This window comes from Myxococcus sp. CA040A, assembly GCF_013336725.1.
Lineage (GTDB): Bacteria > Myxococcota > Myxococcia > Myxococcales > Myxococcaceae > Myxococcus > Myxococcus llanfairpwllgwyngyllgogerychwyrndrobwllllantysiliogogogochensis.
Genome location: NZ_JABUMR010000001.1, coordinates 1,358,157 through 1,372,803, shown reverse-complemented (window position 1 = coordinate 1,372,803; position 14,647 = coordinate 1,358,157). Strand labels below are relative to the sequence as shown.

The 14,647-nt window shown below is 67.4% G+C and carries 16 protein-coding genes; 10 read left to right on the top strand and 6 right to left on the bottom strand.

Annotated elements, in window-relative coordinates; translation table 11 throughout:
• The first annotated feature begins 57 nt into the window (after positions 1–57).
• The 3 genes from HUA75_RS05650 (at position 58) to HUA75_RS05640 (ending at position 5,003) form a co-directional block, all read left to right on the top strand.
• Entirely contained in the window at positions 58–876 is an 819-nt protein-coding gene (locus HUA75_RS05650; RefSeq protein ID WP_174485728.1) for an IF-2 protein, read from the top strand.
• Between the two features lie 452 nt (positions 877–1,328).
• Positions 1,329–3,833: a ribonucleoside-diphosphate reductase subunit alpha gene (locus tag HUA75_RS05645; protein WP_174485727.1), complete on the top strand. Its 2,505-nt coding sequence runs from the start codon at positions 1,329–1,331 to the stop codon at positions 3,831–3,833.
• Positions 3,834–3,992: 159 nt separating this feature from the next.
• A complete protein-coding gene (locus HUA75_RS05640; RefSeq protein ID WP_141647995.1) occupies positions 3,993–5,003 on the top strand; it encodes a ribonucleotide-diphosphate reductase subunit beta in 1,011 nt (336 codons plus the stop codon).
• A 39-nt stretch (positions 5,004–5,042) separates the two neighbouring features.
• On the opposite strand, the gene HUA75_RS05635 is transcribed toward HUA75_RS05640, so the two are convergent.
• A complete protein-coding gene (locus HUA75_RS05635; protein ID WP_217445905.1) occupies positions 5,043–5,609 on the bottom strand; it encodes a GNAT family N-acetyltransferase in 567 nt (188 codons plus the stop codon).
• A gap of 416 nt (positions 5,610–6,025) precedes the next feature.
• On the opposite strand from HUA75_RS05635, the gene HUA75_RS05630 reads away from it, so the two are divergent.
• Both HUA75_RS05630 and HUA75_RS05625 read left to right on the top strand, forming a co-directional pair.
• The gene (locus HUA75_RS05630) at positions 6,026–6,268 is read left to right on the top strand and encodes a hypothetical protein (RefSeq protein WP_174485725.1); all 243 of its coding nucleotides are present in this window, start codon (positions 6,026–6,028) and stop codon (positions 6,266–6,268) included.
• Between the two features lie 52 nt (positions 6,269–6,320).
• A complete protein-coding gene (locus HUA75_RS05625) occupies positions 6,321–6,995 on the top strand; it encodes a site-2 protease family protein (RefSeq protein WP_174485724.1) in 675 nt (224 codons plus the stop codon).
• Positions 6,996–7,015: 20 nt separating this feature from the next.
• Here HUA75_RS05625 and HUA75_RS05620 read toward each other — a convergent pair whose 3' ends face one another.
• The 5 genes from HUA75_RS05620 to HUA75_RS05600 form a co-directional block, all read right to left on the bottom strand.
• Positions 7,016–7,648 (bottom strand): LysE family translocator, encoded by a 633-nt coding sequence (locus HUA75_RS05620; protein WP_141648010.1) that lies wholly within the window; start codon positions 7,646–7,648, stop codon positions 7,016–7,018.
• A gap of 174 nt (positions 7,649–7,822) precedes the next feature.
• On the bottom strand, positions 7,823–8,656 hold the full coding sequence (gene aqpZ / locus HUA75_RS05615) for an aquaporin Z (RefSeq protein WP_141647999.1): 834 nt from the start codon (positions 8,654–8,656) through the stop codon (positions 7,823–7,825).
• A gap of 238 nt (positions 8,657–8,894) precedes the next feature.
• Positions 8,895–9,428, bottom strand: a complete 534-nt coding sequence (gene hpt / locus HUA75_RS05610) for a hypoxanthine phosphoribosyltransferase (RefSeq protein ID WP_141648000.1) — start codon at positions 9,426–9,428, stop codon at positions 8,895–8,897.
• A 13-nt stretch (positions 9,429–9,441) separates the two neighbouring features.
• Entirely contained in the window at positions 9,442–10,257 is an 816-nt protein-coding gene (locus tag HUA75_RS05605) for a uracil phosphoribosyltransferase (RefSeq protein WP_174461252.1), read from the bottom strand.
• A 45-nt stretch (positions 10,258–10,302) separates the two neighbouring features.
• Positions 10,303–10,902 carry a thymidine kinase gene (locus HUA75_RS05600; RefSeq protein WP_141648002.1) on the bottom strand — a complete coding sequence of 200 codons (600 nt, stop codon included), beginning with the start codon at positions 10,900–10,902 and terminating at the stop codon, positions 10,303–10,305.
• 204 nt (positions 10,903–11,106) lie between these two features.
• Between HUA75_RS05600 and HUA75_RS05595 the strand changes: the two genes are divergently transcribed.
• From HUA75_RS05595 to pth, 5 genes are all read left to right on the top strand, one after another.
• Positions 11,107–11,484: a DUF5658 family protein gene (locus tag HUA75_RS05595; RefSeq protein WP_371745468.1), complete on the top strand. Its 378-nt coding sequence runs from the start codon at positions 11,107–11,109 to the stop codon at positions 11,482–11,484.
• Between the two features lie 132 nt (positions 11,485–11,616).
• Positions 11,617–11,916 (top strand): septation regulator SpoVG, encoded by a 300-nt coding sequence (gene spoVG, locus HUA75_RS05590; protein ID WP_046715132.1) that lies wholly within the window; start codon positions 11,617–11,619, stop codon positions 11,914–11,916.
• Positions 11,917–11,960: 44 nt separating this feature from the next.
• On the top strand, positions 11,961–12,911 hold the full coding sequence (locus tag HUA75_RS05585; protein ID WP_141648003.1) for a ribose-phosphate pyrophosphokinase: 951 nt from the start codon (positions 11,961–11,963) through the stop codon (positions 12,909–12,911).
• Positions 12,912–13,086: 175 nt separating this feature from the next.
• The gene (locus HUA75_RS05580) at positions 13,087–13,767 is read left to right on the top strand and encodes a 50S ribosomal protein L25/general stress protein Ctc (RefSeq protein ID WP_141648004.1); all 681 of its coding nucleotides are present in this window, start codon (positions 13,087–13,089) and stop codon (positions 13,765–13,767) included.
• A gap of 72 nt (positions 13,768–13,839) precedes the next feature.
• Positions 13,840–14,415, top strand: coding sequence for an aminoacyl-tRNA hydrolase (gene pth / locus HUA75_RS05575; protein WP_141648005.1), 576 nt, complete (start codon positions 13,840–13,842; stop codon positions 14,413–14,415).
• Positions 14,416–14,647 lie beyond the last annotated feature (232 nt).

Sequence of the window (14,647 nt, the reverse complement as noted above, 5' to 3'; positions counted from 1 at the left end):
GGAAAGCGCCAGGGACCGAAATCAGCCCGGCGCCCGGACGTCAGGAGAGCAGGCGACATGAACGGATCGGCACAGCAGGGCTTTGGCTATCGGGCACGGCGGACCTTCATCAGGCTGCTCGTCTTCTTCCTCATTCTCGGACTGGGCGGCGGAGTCGTCTTCCTCCTGTCCCAGCTCAACTCGCGCACCTTCACCCTGGCCCCCGTGGACGGCCAGCTCGTGGTGATGAAGGGCCGCATGGCCCCCATGGGCGCCGTCCCCTACCGGCCCGGAGACCCCCGGCTGGCGGACGCCTACGCCCCCATCCCCCTGGAGGGCCAGGACGTCGGCTCCCTCATCCTGCGCAGCTTCACCGAGCGTGACGAGCTGGACCGGGCCCTGTTCCCCCTCCTGGAGTCCATGGCCCGCCCCCGCATCGCCTCCGAGGAGCCCCCCAAGGTGGAGCAGGGCCTGTACTACCTGCGCCGCGCGGAGAAGCTCGCCGGAGTCACCGAGGAGCAGCGCCTCACCCTCCAGAAGCTCATGACCGAGGTGGCCTACTTCCAGGCCCGCCAGAAGCTCGAGGATGCCCGGAGGCTGGTCAGCGACGCCCTGGTCCAGCTCAAGCTCGCCGCGGAGAGCCAGAGCCGCCACGCGCGCAGCGCCAACCAGATGCTCTCCACCGTCTCGCCCCCCGCCCGCGAGCTCGAGGAGGCCCTCCGCCGCGCCGTCCACACCTTGAGTGGACCCCAGGAGACGCCTCGTGAGACGCCTCCCGCGCCCCCCGTCCAGTCGCCCCCACCTGTCCCTACACCGACCTCGCCGGAGGCCCCCACGGAGGGTGCCACGCCGACGCCCCCGGTGGATTCGGGGATGGATTCGGGCACGACTCCCTGAGCAGGGTCCGGCGCGTCCATCCTCCCAGGTTCGATTCCAGCCCCCACGTACGGAGTGTCGTCCATTCTGTCACGCACTGTTGTGAGCAGAACGTGACGTGGGGCGTTGGAGATCGATCATAGATTGCAAAGGACGGACCTACTCAGGCACTAGATCTCGCGTTGACACCAACGGGAGCCCCCAATACCTTGTGCCCGGTCGACGACGCCCCACCGTCCGGTGAGGCGCCATCCAGAGGTGCAGGAGGGGTTGTGGCAGACATACGTACATTGTTAAGCCACGCTTGCCCCCTGTGCCTCGGGCTCTCCTTGAGACCCACCTCGCGCGTATCCGCGAGAGCCTGATACCTGCCCAAAAGTTCAGTATTCTTGTGGCCCGGGAACCCATCCCAGGGCAAGCTCTCCGCTTGCCCTCGTGGCCACGCCATTGCCCTCGTTTGGAGTGAGCCGCTCGTGAACTTCGAAACGCCCGTGAAGCCCGCCCCCGCGCCCATGCATGTCCCGCCCGCCACCCACGCCCAACCCGGGCCGACGACAGCGAGCGTGACGCCCGTGGCCGAGCCCACGCAGAGCGAGTTCGCCCCCACCACCATGCGCGTGCGCAAGCGCAACGGCACGGCCGAGCCGGTGGACCTGAACAAGATTGTCCGCGCGGTGGGCAAGAGCTGCATGGGCCTGTCCCGCGTGGACGTCATGCGCGTGGCCACGAAGACCATCTCCGGCCTCTACGACGGCGCGACGACGCGCGAGCTGGACAGCCTCTCCATCCAGACGGCCGCCGCCCTCATCGTCGAGGAGCCCGAGTACGCCCGCCTGTCCGCGCGCCTCCTGGCCACCTTCATCCAGAAGGAGGTCAGCAACCAGGACATCCACTCCTTCAGCCAGTCGGTCGCCGCCGGCCACAAGCACGGCCTCATCGCGGACCGGCTGCTCCAGTTCGTCCAGGCCAACGCACGCAAGCTCAACGCGGCCATCGACCCGTCACGCAATGACCTGTTCGAGTACTTCGGCCTGCGCACCGTCTATGACCGCTATCTGCTGAAGAATCCGCAGACGCGCGAAGTGCTGGAGACGCCGCAGGAGTTCTTCCTCCGCGTCGCGTGCGCCCTGAGCGGCGACAACGCGAAGGAGGCCATCGAGCTGTACCGGCTGTTCAGCTCCCTGGAGTACCTGCCCAGCTCCCCCACCCTCTTCAACTCGGGCACCCGCCACGAGCAGCTCTCCAGCTGCTTCCTGCTGGACTCGCCGACGGACGAGCTGGACGCCATCTACCGGAAGTATTCGGACATCGCGATGCTGTCCAAGTTCTCCGGCGGCATCGGCGTGGGCTACCACCGCGTGCGTGCGCGCGGCTCGCTCATCCGCTCCACCAACGGCCACTCCAACGGCATCGTCCCCTGGCTGAAGACGCTGGACGCGTCCGTCGCCGCGGTGAACCAGGGCGGCAAGCGCAAGGGCGCGTGCTGCGTGTACCTGGAGACATGGCACGCGGACATCGAGGACTTCCTCGAGCTGCGCGAGAACACCGGTGACGATGCGCGCCGCACCCACAACCTGAACCTGGCCAACTGGGTGCCGGACCTGTTCATGAAGCGCGTGGAGTCGGAGGGCGACTGGAGCCTGTTCGACCCGAAGACGGTGCCGCACCTGACCGACTTGTTCGGCGACGCGTTCGAGAAGGCCTACGTCGAGGCGGAAGGCGCCGGGCTGGCCATGCGCAAGGTGAAGGCGCGTGACCTCTACGCCAAGATGATGAAGACGCTGGCGCAGACGGGCAACGGCTGGATGACCTTCAAGGACATCAGCAACCGCAAGAGCAACCAGACGGGCCTGCCCGGCAACGTCATCCACCTGTCCAACCTGTGCACCGAAATCCTGGAGGTGACGAGCCAGGGTGAGACGGCGGTGTGCAACCTGGGCTCGCTGAACCTGGGCCGCATGGTGGCGGACGGGAAGTTCGACTTCGACCGCCTGCGCGCCAACGCCCAGCTCGCGATGAAGCAGCTGGACCGGGTCATCGACCTCAACTTCTACCCCATCCCCACGGCGGCGGACTCCAACCGCCGCTGGCGTCCGGTGGGCCTGGGCCTGATGGGCCTGCAGGATGTCTTCTTCCAGCTCCGGCTGCCGTTCGACGCGCCCGAGGCCCGCGCGCTGTCGCGGAAGATTTCGGAGGAAATCTACTTCGCGGCGCTGACCACGTCGTGCGAGATGGCCGAGCAGTTCGGCGCGCATCCCTCCTTCCCGGAGACCCGGGCGGCGAAGGGCGAGCTCCAGTTCGAAAGCTGGGGCGTGACGCCGGAGGACACGGCGCGTTGGGACGCGCTGCGCGCTCGCATCGTGAAGCACGGCCTGCGCAACTCGCTGATGATTGCGATTGCGCCCACCGCGACGATTGCGTCCATCGCCGGCTGCTACGAGTGCATCGAGCCGCAGGTGTCCAACCTGTTCAAGCGCGAGACGCTGTCGGGTGACTTCCTCCAGGTGAACCGCTACCTGGTGAGAGACCTCCAGGCGATTGGCATCTGGAACGAGGGCGTGCGCAATCGCATCAAGATGGCGGAAGGCAGCATCCAGGACCTGACCGAGCTGCCGGAGAACCTGCGCGCCATCTACCGGACCGCGTGGGAGCTGCCCATGCGCTCGCTCATCGACATGGCGGCCGACCGCGGCGCCTTCATCGACCAGAGCCAGTCGCTCAACCTCTTCGTGGAGACGCCGAACATCGGCAAGCTCTCCTCCATGTACTTCTACGCATGGCAGAAGGGGCTGAAGACGACGTATTACATGCGCTCACGTCCGGCCACGCGCATCGCCAAGGCGACGGTGGGCAACAGCACCGCGACGGCCCCCGCGCAGTCCGCTCCCGCCCCCGTCGCGTCCGCCTCCTCGGTGACTGACGCCGAGGCTGTCGCGTGCTCGCTGGAAAACCCGGAAGCGTGCGAGGCCTGTCAGTAAAGAACTCCTGTTTCACTGATTTTTTCGTCCTGGCGAGCACGCGTGAAAACGCGTGCTCGCTTTGTTTTTTCCAGGGCTGTTGAGACGTGAGCGAACACAAAAAGGAATCGCCGCGCGAGCCGCTTTGACGCCTTCGCGAGCATGGTATGGATCGCGCCCATGCTGCTGGAACCCGGACTGAACCTGACGCTGCGCCCGATGGCATACCCGGTCTTCTTCGAGATGTATCGGAACGCCATCAAGAACACCTGGACTGTCGAAGAGGTCGACTTCTCCACGGACCTCGTGGACCTCCGCTCGAAGATGACGGATGCGGAAAGACATCTCATCCACCGCCTGGTGGCCTTCTTCGCGACGGGCGACAGCATCGTCGGCAACAACCTGGTGCTGAACCTCTACAAGCACATCAACGCCCCCGAGGCGCGGATGTACCTGTCGCGGCAGCTCTACGAGGAGGCGCTGCACGTCCAGTTCTACCTGACGCTGCTGGACACGTACGTGCCGGACCAGGCCGAGCGCGCCAAGGCGTTCGCCGCCATCGACAACATCCCCTCCATCCAGCGCAAGGCGCGCTTCTGCATGAAGTGGATGGACAGCGTCAACGGGCTGAACGAGCTGAAGACGAAGGAGGACCGTCGCGCCTTCCTGCTCAACCTCATCTGCTTCGCGGGCTGCATCGAAGGCCTCTTCTTCTTCGCGGCCTTCGCCTACGTCTACTTCCTGCGCAGCAAGGGCCTGCTCAACGGGCTCGCCGCCGGGACGAACTGGGTGTTCCGCGACGAGAGCGCGCACATGGCCTTCGCCTACGAGTGCATCCAGGTGGCTCGAAAGGAAGAGCCAGACCTCTTCGACGCGAAGATGGAGCGCGACGTGGAGGCGATGCTGCGCGAGGCGGTGGAGTGCGAGACGCAGTTCGCCCAGGACCTTCTGAGCGGCGGTGTCGCGGGCCTGTCGGTGCAGGAGATGCGCGGCTACCTGGAGTACACGGCGGACCAGCGGCTCCAGATGCTGGGGTTGACGCCGGTGTTCCGCACGAAGAACCCGCTGTCCTTCATGGACCTGCAGGACGTGCAGGAGCTCACCAACTTCTTCGAGCGTCGCGTGTCCGCCTACCAGGTCGCCGTGGGCGTGGGCGCCGCCAACGACGTGGTGCTCGACGCCACGTTCTGATGCTCCCGGGCGGGCCCCTTCCCGGGCCCGCCTCCCGTGTCACGCGGACAAATCGTACCGGTAGACGTGGCGGCGACTTCCCTCTCGCCCCACGTCCTGGAAGCCGAGCTGTTCGAACGTCTCCACGAAACCCATGAAGCGGTAGCTCGGTGAGTCGGGGTCCACGGGGTATGCCTCCAGGACCTTGCCGCCCCGCTTGCGAGCATGGGTGATGGCGGCCTTGATGAGTCGCCGCGACACTCCCTGCCCTCGCGCTTCACGGGTGACGAAGAAACACGCCAGGGACCACACGCCGCCCGGCGCTTCATCCGGAGCCTCCAGCCCCCCGAGCCCCTTCCGGTACGTCTCCCGAGGCGCGATGGAGCACCAGGCCACGGGCTCGTCCCCGAGATAGCCCAGGAGCCCCACCGGAGTCCCCTGCTTCACCCGCCGATGCATCGCCGCCTTGCGGTGTGCGTTGTCCGCGAGCCGGGCTTCCGCGCCCTCCGCCCGCCACACCATGCACCAGCAGTACTTGGGCCCGCCCTGGCTCTCGAACAGCCGCGCGAAGTCGCGCCAGCGCTCCGCGTCCACCTCGTGCGTGGTGAACCGTCCCGAGGGCGCCACGGACGAGCGTGGCTTCGCCGTCGAACGCCGAGTCACACTCCGCGCTGAAGCAGCACTCCCGCGTGAAGTCCTGCGAGTGGGCATGCGTCTCTCCTCCTTCTCAAGCTAGGGCCTTCCCCCGAGGGAGGCACCTCCCGCGCGCATCCCTGGCCTGCCTCCTCGCCTGCCCCTCCTCCACTCCCCAAACCAGACACCACCCCACTCCGGGCTCGTCACCTCCGACGGACGAACCCCGTGCACTCATGTCTGGGAAAAGACCGGCCTCGTCGAAAGTCCTGGCCCCACTCAATCCCAGCACGCGCCGCGGCCGTGTCGGCTTCAGCCACGCGGCACACGAAGCAGACAATGACAGACAGCACGGGGCGACTGATGGTCAACGAGGGGAGCGCCCCTCGGTTCCACGCGAAGGTGTCCCGGTGGCCCGCCTTCGTCGCGGTGGTGACTCCACCGTCGCGCCGGGCCTTTCGGGCGGCAGCAAGGCCGACCTGAGCCACGTGGACGGCTCCGGCGCGGCCCATCTGCTAGCGGACTTCACCAACCCCACCTGGACAGGCAACGGGCACCATGAGTCTCGTGGTTCAACCTGGGGCCCGGGCTCCAAGTCCATCACCCTGGACGTGCCTCGCGTGCCGGAGGACGTCACCAGACCGCGCCCTTGAGCGGGGCCCGGTGAAGGCCGACGGTTCCGCGTGATAAACAGGGGGCACACCCATGGAACGTGCCGCCCTGCTCTTCTGGCTCTGGATGCTCGCCTTCGCCGTCACCGCCCTCTGGGCGTTGAGTCAGGCCGCCGTGGCCAGCTCGTTCGGCGTCAGGCCCACCCTCGTGAAGCTGGGCTACGGCCCCAACCTCGTCACGCTGTCGCTGGGCGGCATCCAGTGGGCCTTGCACCCGCTCATCCCCCTGGGCAGCTCGGTGCGCTTCAACGGGCCTCCGGAAGACGCACCCACGGAAGCCCCCGCCGACAACCGCCTCCACCGGCTCCCGCTGGTCCTGCACGCGGCCACCATCATCGTTCCCTGGGCGCTGCTCGTCGTCGTCGCCATGGCATGCCTCGGCGCCGGCGAGGGACTGAGCCAGTTCCTCACCGGCTTCACCGTCCCATTCCAGTACTCACGGCTGCCGGACCGCATCGAGCGCTTCGTCGCCCTGCTGCGCCACGGCGAGCTGCTACAGGCCTGGGGGCTGGCGAGCGCCAAGGTGGCCGCCATCAACCTGCTGCCCATGCCCATCCTCGCGGGTGGCTCGCTGCTGGCGCTCCCCTGGCGTCACCAGAGAGAGCGCCTCCCGGTGTGGGCGGCGGGCTTGAACCTCGTGACGCTGCTCATCCTCCTGCCCTGGGCCGGCTACGCCCTGTACCTTTTCGGCGCGGCCATCTTCCGCTGAAGGCCGCGACGTCACGGCGGCTAGGAGCGCTCCTGGAGCGCCAGCCGCGCGCCCAGCGCGACGAAGACGCCTCCCGTCACCCGCTGCTGCCACGCCGCGAAGCGCGGGTTGCGCCGCAGCCAGCCGCCGAACGCGCCCGCCACGCCCGCGAGGAACGCGAGCCACAGAGTCCCCGTCACGTCGAACAAGAGCCCGAGCAGGACGAACTGCAGGCCCGGGGAGCCTCGCGACGGGTCCACGAACTGCGGCAGGAAGGCCAGGAAGAACAAGGCCACCTTCGGGTTCAGCACGTTGGTGACGACACCGTCGCGGAAGATTCGCCACAGGCTCGCGGGCTGGAGTTCCCGCACCGCCTCGGGCCCCTGCTTGCTGCGCAGCATCCGCACGCCCATCCACACGAGGTAGAGCGCGCCCACCCACTTCACCACCAGGAAGGCCATGGCGGAGGTCGCCAGCAGCGCCGACAGTCCCAGGGCCGCAGCCGCGATGTGGAACAGGCACCCGACGCAGATGCCCAGCGCGGAGACGAAGCCCGCGGCGCGGCCCTGTCCCATGCTCCGGGCCAGCACATACATCGTGTCCGGCCCTGGCGTGAGGTTGAGGACCAGTCCCGCGAGGATGAAGGCCACCAGGCGCGTCGGCTCGAAGAGCATGTCGAAGGGCTTTCGCTCCGTCATCCCGGAGCAGGGAACGGGAAGGCACGGCCCCCTCCCATCCCTCGTATACGCCCGGAAGCACCGCCAGGAAAGCCACGGGCAGGGGCCCCGCGCGCGACGGGCCCTGCTCGGGGGAGCAAGGCCCGTCCACGCAGTGCGGCCTTCTTCGCCCTACACCGGCGAGCGCGTGTGGCTGCGGTCCTGGGCGACGCGCTCCGCACGCTCGGCATCCAGCGAGCGTTCGGCCGTGCGCGCGGTGATGGCCCCCGCCGGACTGAACACGGAGCGGTACACGGCGGCGGCCAGGCCGGCGCCCAGCATCGGCGCGATGATGAACATCCACAGCTGGGTGAGCGCCTGCCCGCCCGCGAACACCGCCGGCCCCAGGCTGCGCGCGGGATTCACGGACGTGTTCGTCACGGGGATGCCCACCAGGTGGATGAGCGTCAGCACCAGACCAATGGCGATACCGGCGAAGCCCACCGGCGCCTTCGCGTCCGTCGCCCCCAGCACCGTCAGCACGAGCAGGAAGGTGAGCGCAACCTCCGCCAGGAACGCCGCCCCCGCGCCATAGCCCTCGGGCGAGGCGAGGCCGTATCCGTTCGAGCCCAGCCCCGCCACCGAGGCCTGGTAGCCCCCGGGGACGCCCTTCGCGATGAGCAGCACCACGCCCGCCGCCAGCACGGCCCCCAGACACTGCGCCACGATGTAGCCGAGGATGTGCTTGTTCTCGAACTTGCCCGCCAATGACAACCCCACCGTCACGGCGGGATTCACGTGGCAGCCGGAGATGGGGCCAATCGCATACACCATGGCCAGCAGCGACAGGCCGAAGGCGAAGGACACGCCCAGGAAACCGATGCGGTCCCCCGCCAGCACGGCCGCACCCACGCCGCCGAGCACCAGGACGAACGTCCCGATGAACTCCGCCAGGTACCTCCTCATCGAATCATTGCCCCCGGCCGCTGTAGCAGCCGGGATTCTCTTGTCTGTCGCTGAACGCATGCGCACCCTCTCCGGCCGCACGCACCAGGACACGAGCACTCGCGTCCGGCGCCTCGCGGCGCAAACAGTCCCACCCGGGACGCTGCGCACGCTCTTCCTTTCGACAACAGTCCACTGCCCTCCACGCCAGGAGAGCGGCATCCACGCGAGGCGCTCGATGCTCCGCCACCCCTGACGCGGGACTTCAAGCCGGCGGGAAGGCGACCCACTCCCCGCGCGGCTGGAGGAAACCGGAGGGCTACTTGCCCTTCATCACGCCAATGAATGGCACGTTCCGGTACTTCTCCGCGTAGTCCAGGCCGTAGCCGACGACGAAGAGGTCTTCGATGACGAAGCCCTTGTAGTCGATGTCGATCTTCGTCCGCGCGCGCGCCGGCTTCTCCAGGAGCGAGCAGAGCTTCAGCGACGCCGGGTGCCGGGCCCGCAGGTTCTCCAGCAGGAAGCTCATGGTGAGCCCCGTGTCGATGATGTCCTCGATGATGAGCAGGTGCTTGCCCGCCATCGGCTTGCTGACGTCGGTGGTGATGCGCACCTCGCCCGTCGTCTCCGTGCCGCCCTGGTAGCTGGACACGCCCAGGAACTCCAACGTCAGCGGCAGGTCCACCGCCCGCGCCAGGTCCATGGCGAAGAACGTGGAGCCCTTCAACACGCAGACGAGCGTCAGCTCCTTGCCCGCGTAGTCCCGGGTGATTTGCGCGCCCAGCTCCCGCACGCGCGCCTGCAGCTTGTCCTCCGAAATATGGACGCCAACTTCCTGCTCGTAGAACGCCAAGGCTTCCTCCGCGCTACACGTAGGCGTTGTTCATGATCTCCCCGAAGCCGCCGCCACCGGGGACGATGTACTGCCGGTCATCCAGGCCTCGCTCCTTCTCCCAGAGCGCTCCCGGCGCCGTGCCGAAGACCTCCGGAGGAGACAGACCCCGGTCCAACCGGAGCGCGTAGATGATCACGTCCGGATGGTCCGTCGTCATCTTCCGCAAGTACTCCGGCGTGACGATGAGGTTGAGGGTGATGATGCGCCGGGGGGTGCCGGGCACCTTCTCCTTGTAGAGCTTGATGGCCGTGGAGAGGCTGCCGCCCGTGGCCCCCATGGGGTCCGGGAAGAGGACGAGCGCGTCGTCCACGTCCCCGCCAATCTTCGCGCCGCCAATCTGGGAGCCCACCACCGTCTCGGCCGCGTCGATCATCCGGCTCATGATGATGTGGTCCTGGCGCACCACCGACGGGTCCACCGTGGCGTTGAGCAGGTCATACGTCACCTGCGACGGCAGCGTGCCCGCCCGCGCGATGTTCACCGTCACCACCCGGACGTGCGGGTCGATGACCTCGCCCTGATAGAGCCCCTGCGGGGTGGAGTCGATCATCCGTGTCGGCAGGCTGACCATCTTCCGCGGGAACTCCGCGTTCACCACCGTCTTCACCAGGTCGCTGTAGAGCGTCTCCACCAGCCGGTTGATCTGCGGTTGGATGACGCCCTTGGCGCACAAGGTGGCCAGTTGGGAGAGCAGGAACGGATTGCCCACCAGGTGGACGTTGGGTCCATAGTGGTGGGTCATCTCGTTCAGCCGGAAGGGCACGTTCGCGTACAGGGTGTCACGCATTCGGTCGGTTCCTCTCGTGCCCTGATGCCCGCGGGCGAAGCGGGGTCAGTCGAACAGTTCGAGCGTCTGCGGCGGCGTGCCCTCGGTGGGCTCCGGAACATGACACTTGCGGCACCGCGGCTCGTACGCGCCCGCCGCGCCCACCACCACGCGCTCTCCACTGGAGACGAGGCGCTGGGAGCGATTGGCCGGATTGCCGCAAACCACGCAGATGGCCAGCTCCTTCGTCACGTACTCCGCCACCGCCATCAGCTGCGGCATCGGCTCGAAGGGACGGCCCTGGTAGTCCTGGTCCAGTCCCGCGCAGATGACGCGCAGCCCCTTGTTGGCCAGCGCCTCCACCACCGCGACGACCTCCGCGCCGAAGAACTGCACCTCGTCGATGCCCACCACCTGCGTGTCGGGCTCCAACCGGTAAAAAATCTCTTCAGCCCGCTCCAACGGCGTGGACGTCACCTTCAGCTTCGAGTGACTCACCACCTGCGTTTCGTCGTACCGGTTGTCGATGCGAGGTTTGAACACCTGCACCTTCTGCTTGCCGTACACGGCGCGCTGGACGCGGCGGATCAACTCCTCCGTCTTACCGGAGAACATCGAACCGCAGATGACCTCTATCCACCCGATATCTTTGGGGAATTGGTGCAAGGGACGCTCGCCTGGCCTGGGGGCGGAGGGGCGCGGATACTCTGTCACCCCCCCGCGGGAGTCAACCGCCAACCGCGTCCTCGTGACAGCCCGCCCGGGCGTGCCGGGGCCCGCCTGCCCGCCCGCCCCTCCAAGTTCCATCCGGGCGCTGGCAAGCCGCTTGAAAGGAACCGCCTCCGGAAGGTCGGGACTGGGAGGCAGGGCGTGGCGACGACGACGATGGAGCAGGTTCGGGGCGCGGTCCGCGGTGGAATGGCTTCCTTCTATGCGTCACCCGCCTCGGTGGCGTTGCTGATGCTCAACCTCATGGACGGGCTGTTCACGCTGCTCTTCCTCCAGCTGGGCGTGGCGGAGGAACTCAACCCTCTCATGCGGCTGGCCTACGAGCAGTCACCGCTCTTCTTCATGTTCGCCAAGCTGCTCATCGTGAACGCCGGCCTGTGGCTGTTGTGCTTGCACAGGCGTCTGCGCGCCAGCCGCCTCGCCATCCGAGCAGGCGCCGTCGTCTACGGAATCATCGTCGTCTACCATCTGGCTTTTCTGACCCACCTGGTCCTGCACTGGCCAGGAGCCCTTGGGTAGTCCCTTTCACGCTCTGGACTGTGCGCGAGTGGAACAATGGTGAGGGAACTCCTTCACCATACCCTTGCATTTTGCACCCGGTATGTCCCAGGCTTCCCGCCAGCTCCGACCTTTCGGGTTCGGGGGGGGACCATGAACATCACCGACGTCCGGGTGTTTCCGGTCGAAGAGGACAAGCTCAAGGCGTACGTCACCATCACCCTGGATCACTGCTTCGTCATACGCGACTTGAAGGTCATCCACGGCTCCTCGGGGCTGTTCATCGCGATGCCGGCGAAGAAGCGCAAGGATGGAACGTACAAGGATATAGCCCACCCGCTCAACGCGGACACACGCAGCCAGATGGAGCGTGTCATTCTCATGGAGTACGAGCGGCACCTCCATCAGGCGCAAGCCGGGATGCTCGGTCCGATGCCAGCAGATCTCGACTAACGCCTTCACATCCGCGCGTGTCCAGGTTAGTCAGCGGGCCCATCATGCAGCCGCGCGACTTCAAGATCTTCGCCGGGAGCTCGAATCCCGGCCTGGCTCACCGAATCTGTGAGTACCTCAAGCGTCCGCTCGGCAAGGCGGAGGTGGGTCGCTTCTCCGACGGAGAAATCCACGTCGAGATTGGCGAGAACGTCCGCGGTCACGACGTCTTCATCCTCCAGTCGACGAGCCCGCCGACCAACGACCACCTGATGGAGATGCTCATCATCTGCGACGCCCTGAAGCGGGCGAGCGCGAGCTCCATCACCGCCGTCATCCCGTATTACGGGTATGCCAGGCAGGACCGGAAGGTCGCCCCGCGCACGCCGATCACCGCGAAGCTCGTCGCGGACCTGCTGGAAGTGGCCGGCGCCGAGCGCGTCGTCTCCATGGACATGCACGCCGGGCAGATCCAGGGCTTCTTCAACATCCCCTCGGACCACCTGTACGGCTCGCCGGTGTTCCTGGAGGACCTGCGCAAGCGCTTCCCGGAGTCGCAGGAGCTGGTCATCGTGTCGCCGGACGCTGGTGGCGTCGAGCGCGCGCGCGCCTACTCCAAGCGCCTCAACACGGGGCTGGCCATCATCGACAAGCGCCGCCCGCGTCCCAACGCCTCCGAGGTGATGAACCTCATCGGCGACGTGTCCGGCAAGGATGCCGTCCTCGTGGACGACATGGTGGACACCGCCGGCACGCTCGCCCAGGCCGCCGCGGCGCTCAAGGCCAAGGGCGCCCGCCGCGTGGTCGCCTACGCGGTGCACCCCATCCTCTCCGGCCCCGCCATCCAGCGCATCCAGGACTCCGTGCTGGAAGAGGTCGTCTTCACGGACACCGTGCCGCTGTCGCCCGCGGCGCAGGCGTGCTCGAAGATTCGCGTGCTCACCACCGAGCGCCTCTTCGGCGAGGCCATCGCCCGCATCCACCGGGCCGACTCGCTCAGCTCGCTGTTCGTCTGAGGCTCGGGTCGCCCGTCCGCCGGGCGACTTGACTCCATGTTCGGGGGCTGGCATGTCCGGCCTCCTCCAACGGTCCCCTTCGCGGCGCCGTCTTCGGGGCCCGCCACTGGGGCGGGATGCCGAGGGCGCCAGGGTGGCCGGTGGTCACCGCGGTACCCATTCCCAAGGTATTTCCATGTCCGAAAACAAGAACACCCTCGAGGCGAAGTCGCGTGAAGGCTCTGGCAAGGGCTTTGCCCGCAAGCTGCGCGCCCAGGGTGTGGTGCCCGCCGTGGTGTACGGCAAGCACCTGAAGACGCCCGTGCACATCTCGGTGGACCCGAAGGCCGTGCGCGCGGCCATCAACACCCCGCACAAGTTCAACACCGTCATCCAGCTGAAGCTGGCCAGCGGTGACCAGCAGGTCCTCCTGAAGGACTACCAGATGGACCCCGTCACCCGGGACATCCTGCACGTGGACTTCATCGGCGTGCGCGCGGACGAGCAGGTCAAGGTGGACGTGCCGCTCGTGCTCGTCGGCAAGTCGGTGGGCGTGGCCGAGGGTGGTCTGCTCAGCCAGATTCGCCGTGAAATCACGGTCTGGGCGCTGCCGAACGCCATCCCCGAGCGCATCGAGGTGGACGTGACGGCGCTGAAGATCGCCGAGGCGCTGCACATCAACGACGTGAAGTTCCCGGCCGGCGTGTCGGTGAAGTCGAACGTCAACTACACCGTGGCGGTCGTCGCCGCGCCCGAGGCGGCCGAAGTGGCCCCCGTGGCGGCTGCGGCGGCTCCCGCCGCTGCGGCTCCCGCGGCGAAGGCTGGCGACAAGGCGGCGGCCCCCGCGGCCGCGGCCAAGGCCCCCGCGAAGAAGTAGTCGTCTTCCGGTGTACCCTGGACACGGGGCCGGCCTCCCTGAGGCTGGCCCCGTTTCTTTTTGGAGCCTCCCATGAAGCTCATCTGCGGGCTTGGCAACCCGGGGCGCGAGTACGAGCGGCACCGGCACAACATCGGATTCATGGTGGTGGAGGCGCTGCTGTCGCGGGCGCGCGCGGAGCTGAACCAGGAGAAGTTCGCCGCGAAGGTGGGCCAGGGGACCCTGGCGGGCGAGCGCATCCTCTTCGTCGAGCCGCAGACCTTCATGAACCTGTCGGGCCGCTCGGTGGCCGAGGCGGCGCGCTTCTACAAGATTGCTCCCGAGGACGTGCTCGTCATCCACGATGAACTGGACCTGCCCCTGGGCCGGCTGCAGCTCAAGGCGGGCGGCGGCAGCGGGGGCCACAACGGCCTGAAGAGCATCGTCGCGAGCCTGGGCTCGGAGGCGTTCATCCGACTGCGCTTCGGCATCGACAAGCCGGAGGGCCCCAACGCCCGCGAGCGCGTCGCCGACTACGTCCTGTCCAACTTCGACGACGGGGAGCGCCGCCAGCTGGACGAGCTGAAGGACCGCGCCATGGACATGACCGAGTGCTGGGTGCGCGAGGGGCTGTCGGTGGCGATGAACCGCTTCAACCGGAAGGCCTGAGGCCCCTCGGAGCGCCCGGGACGGGGGGAGCGGACAGGCGAGCTTTCCGGGAGCTTGACTTGCCCGGGGGGCCCTCCTAGAAGGCCCGTTCGCTCGCTGGGTGGTTGATCCAGTGGGATGTTCTTTTTCAGCTTCCCGTGTTGGTGCACGGGACGTAGCGCGAGGGTGACGGGCGCGCGGTTTCCCGTTCCCGGTGGTGGCCATGGGGCCAATCGCCGTTTCCCCGCTCCTC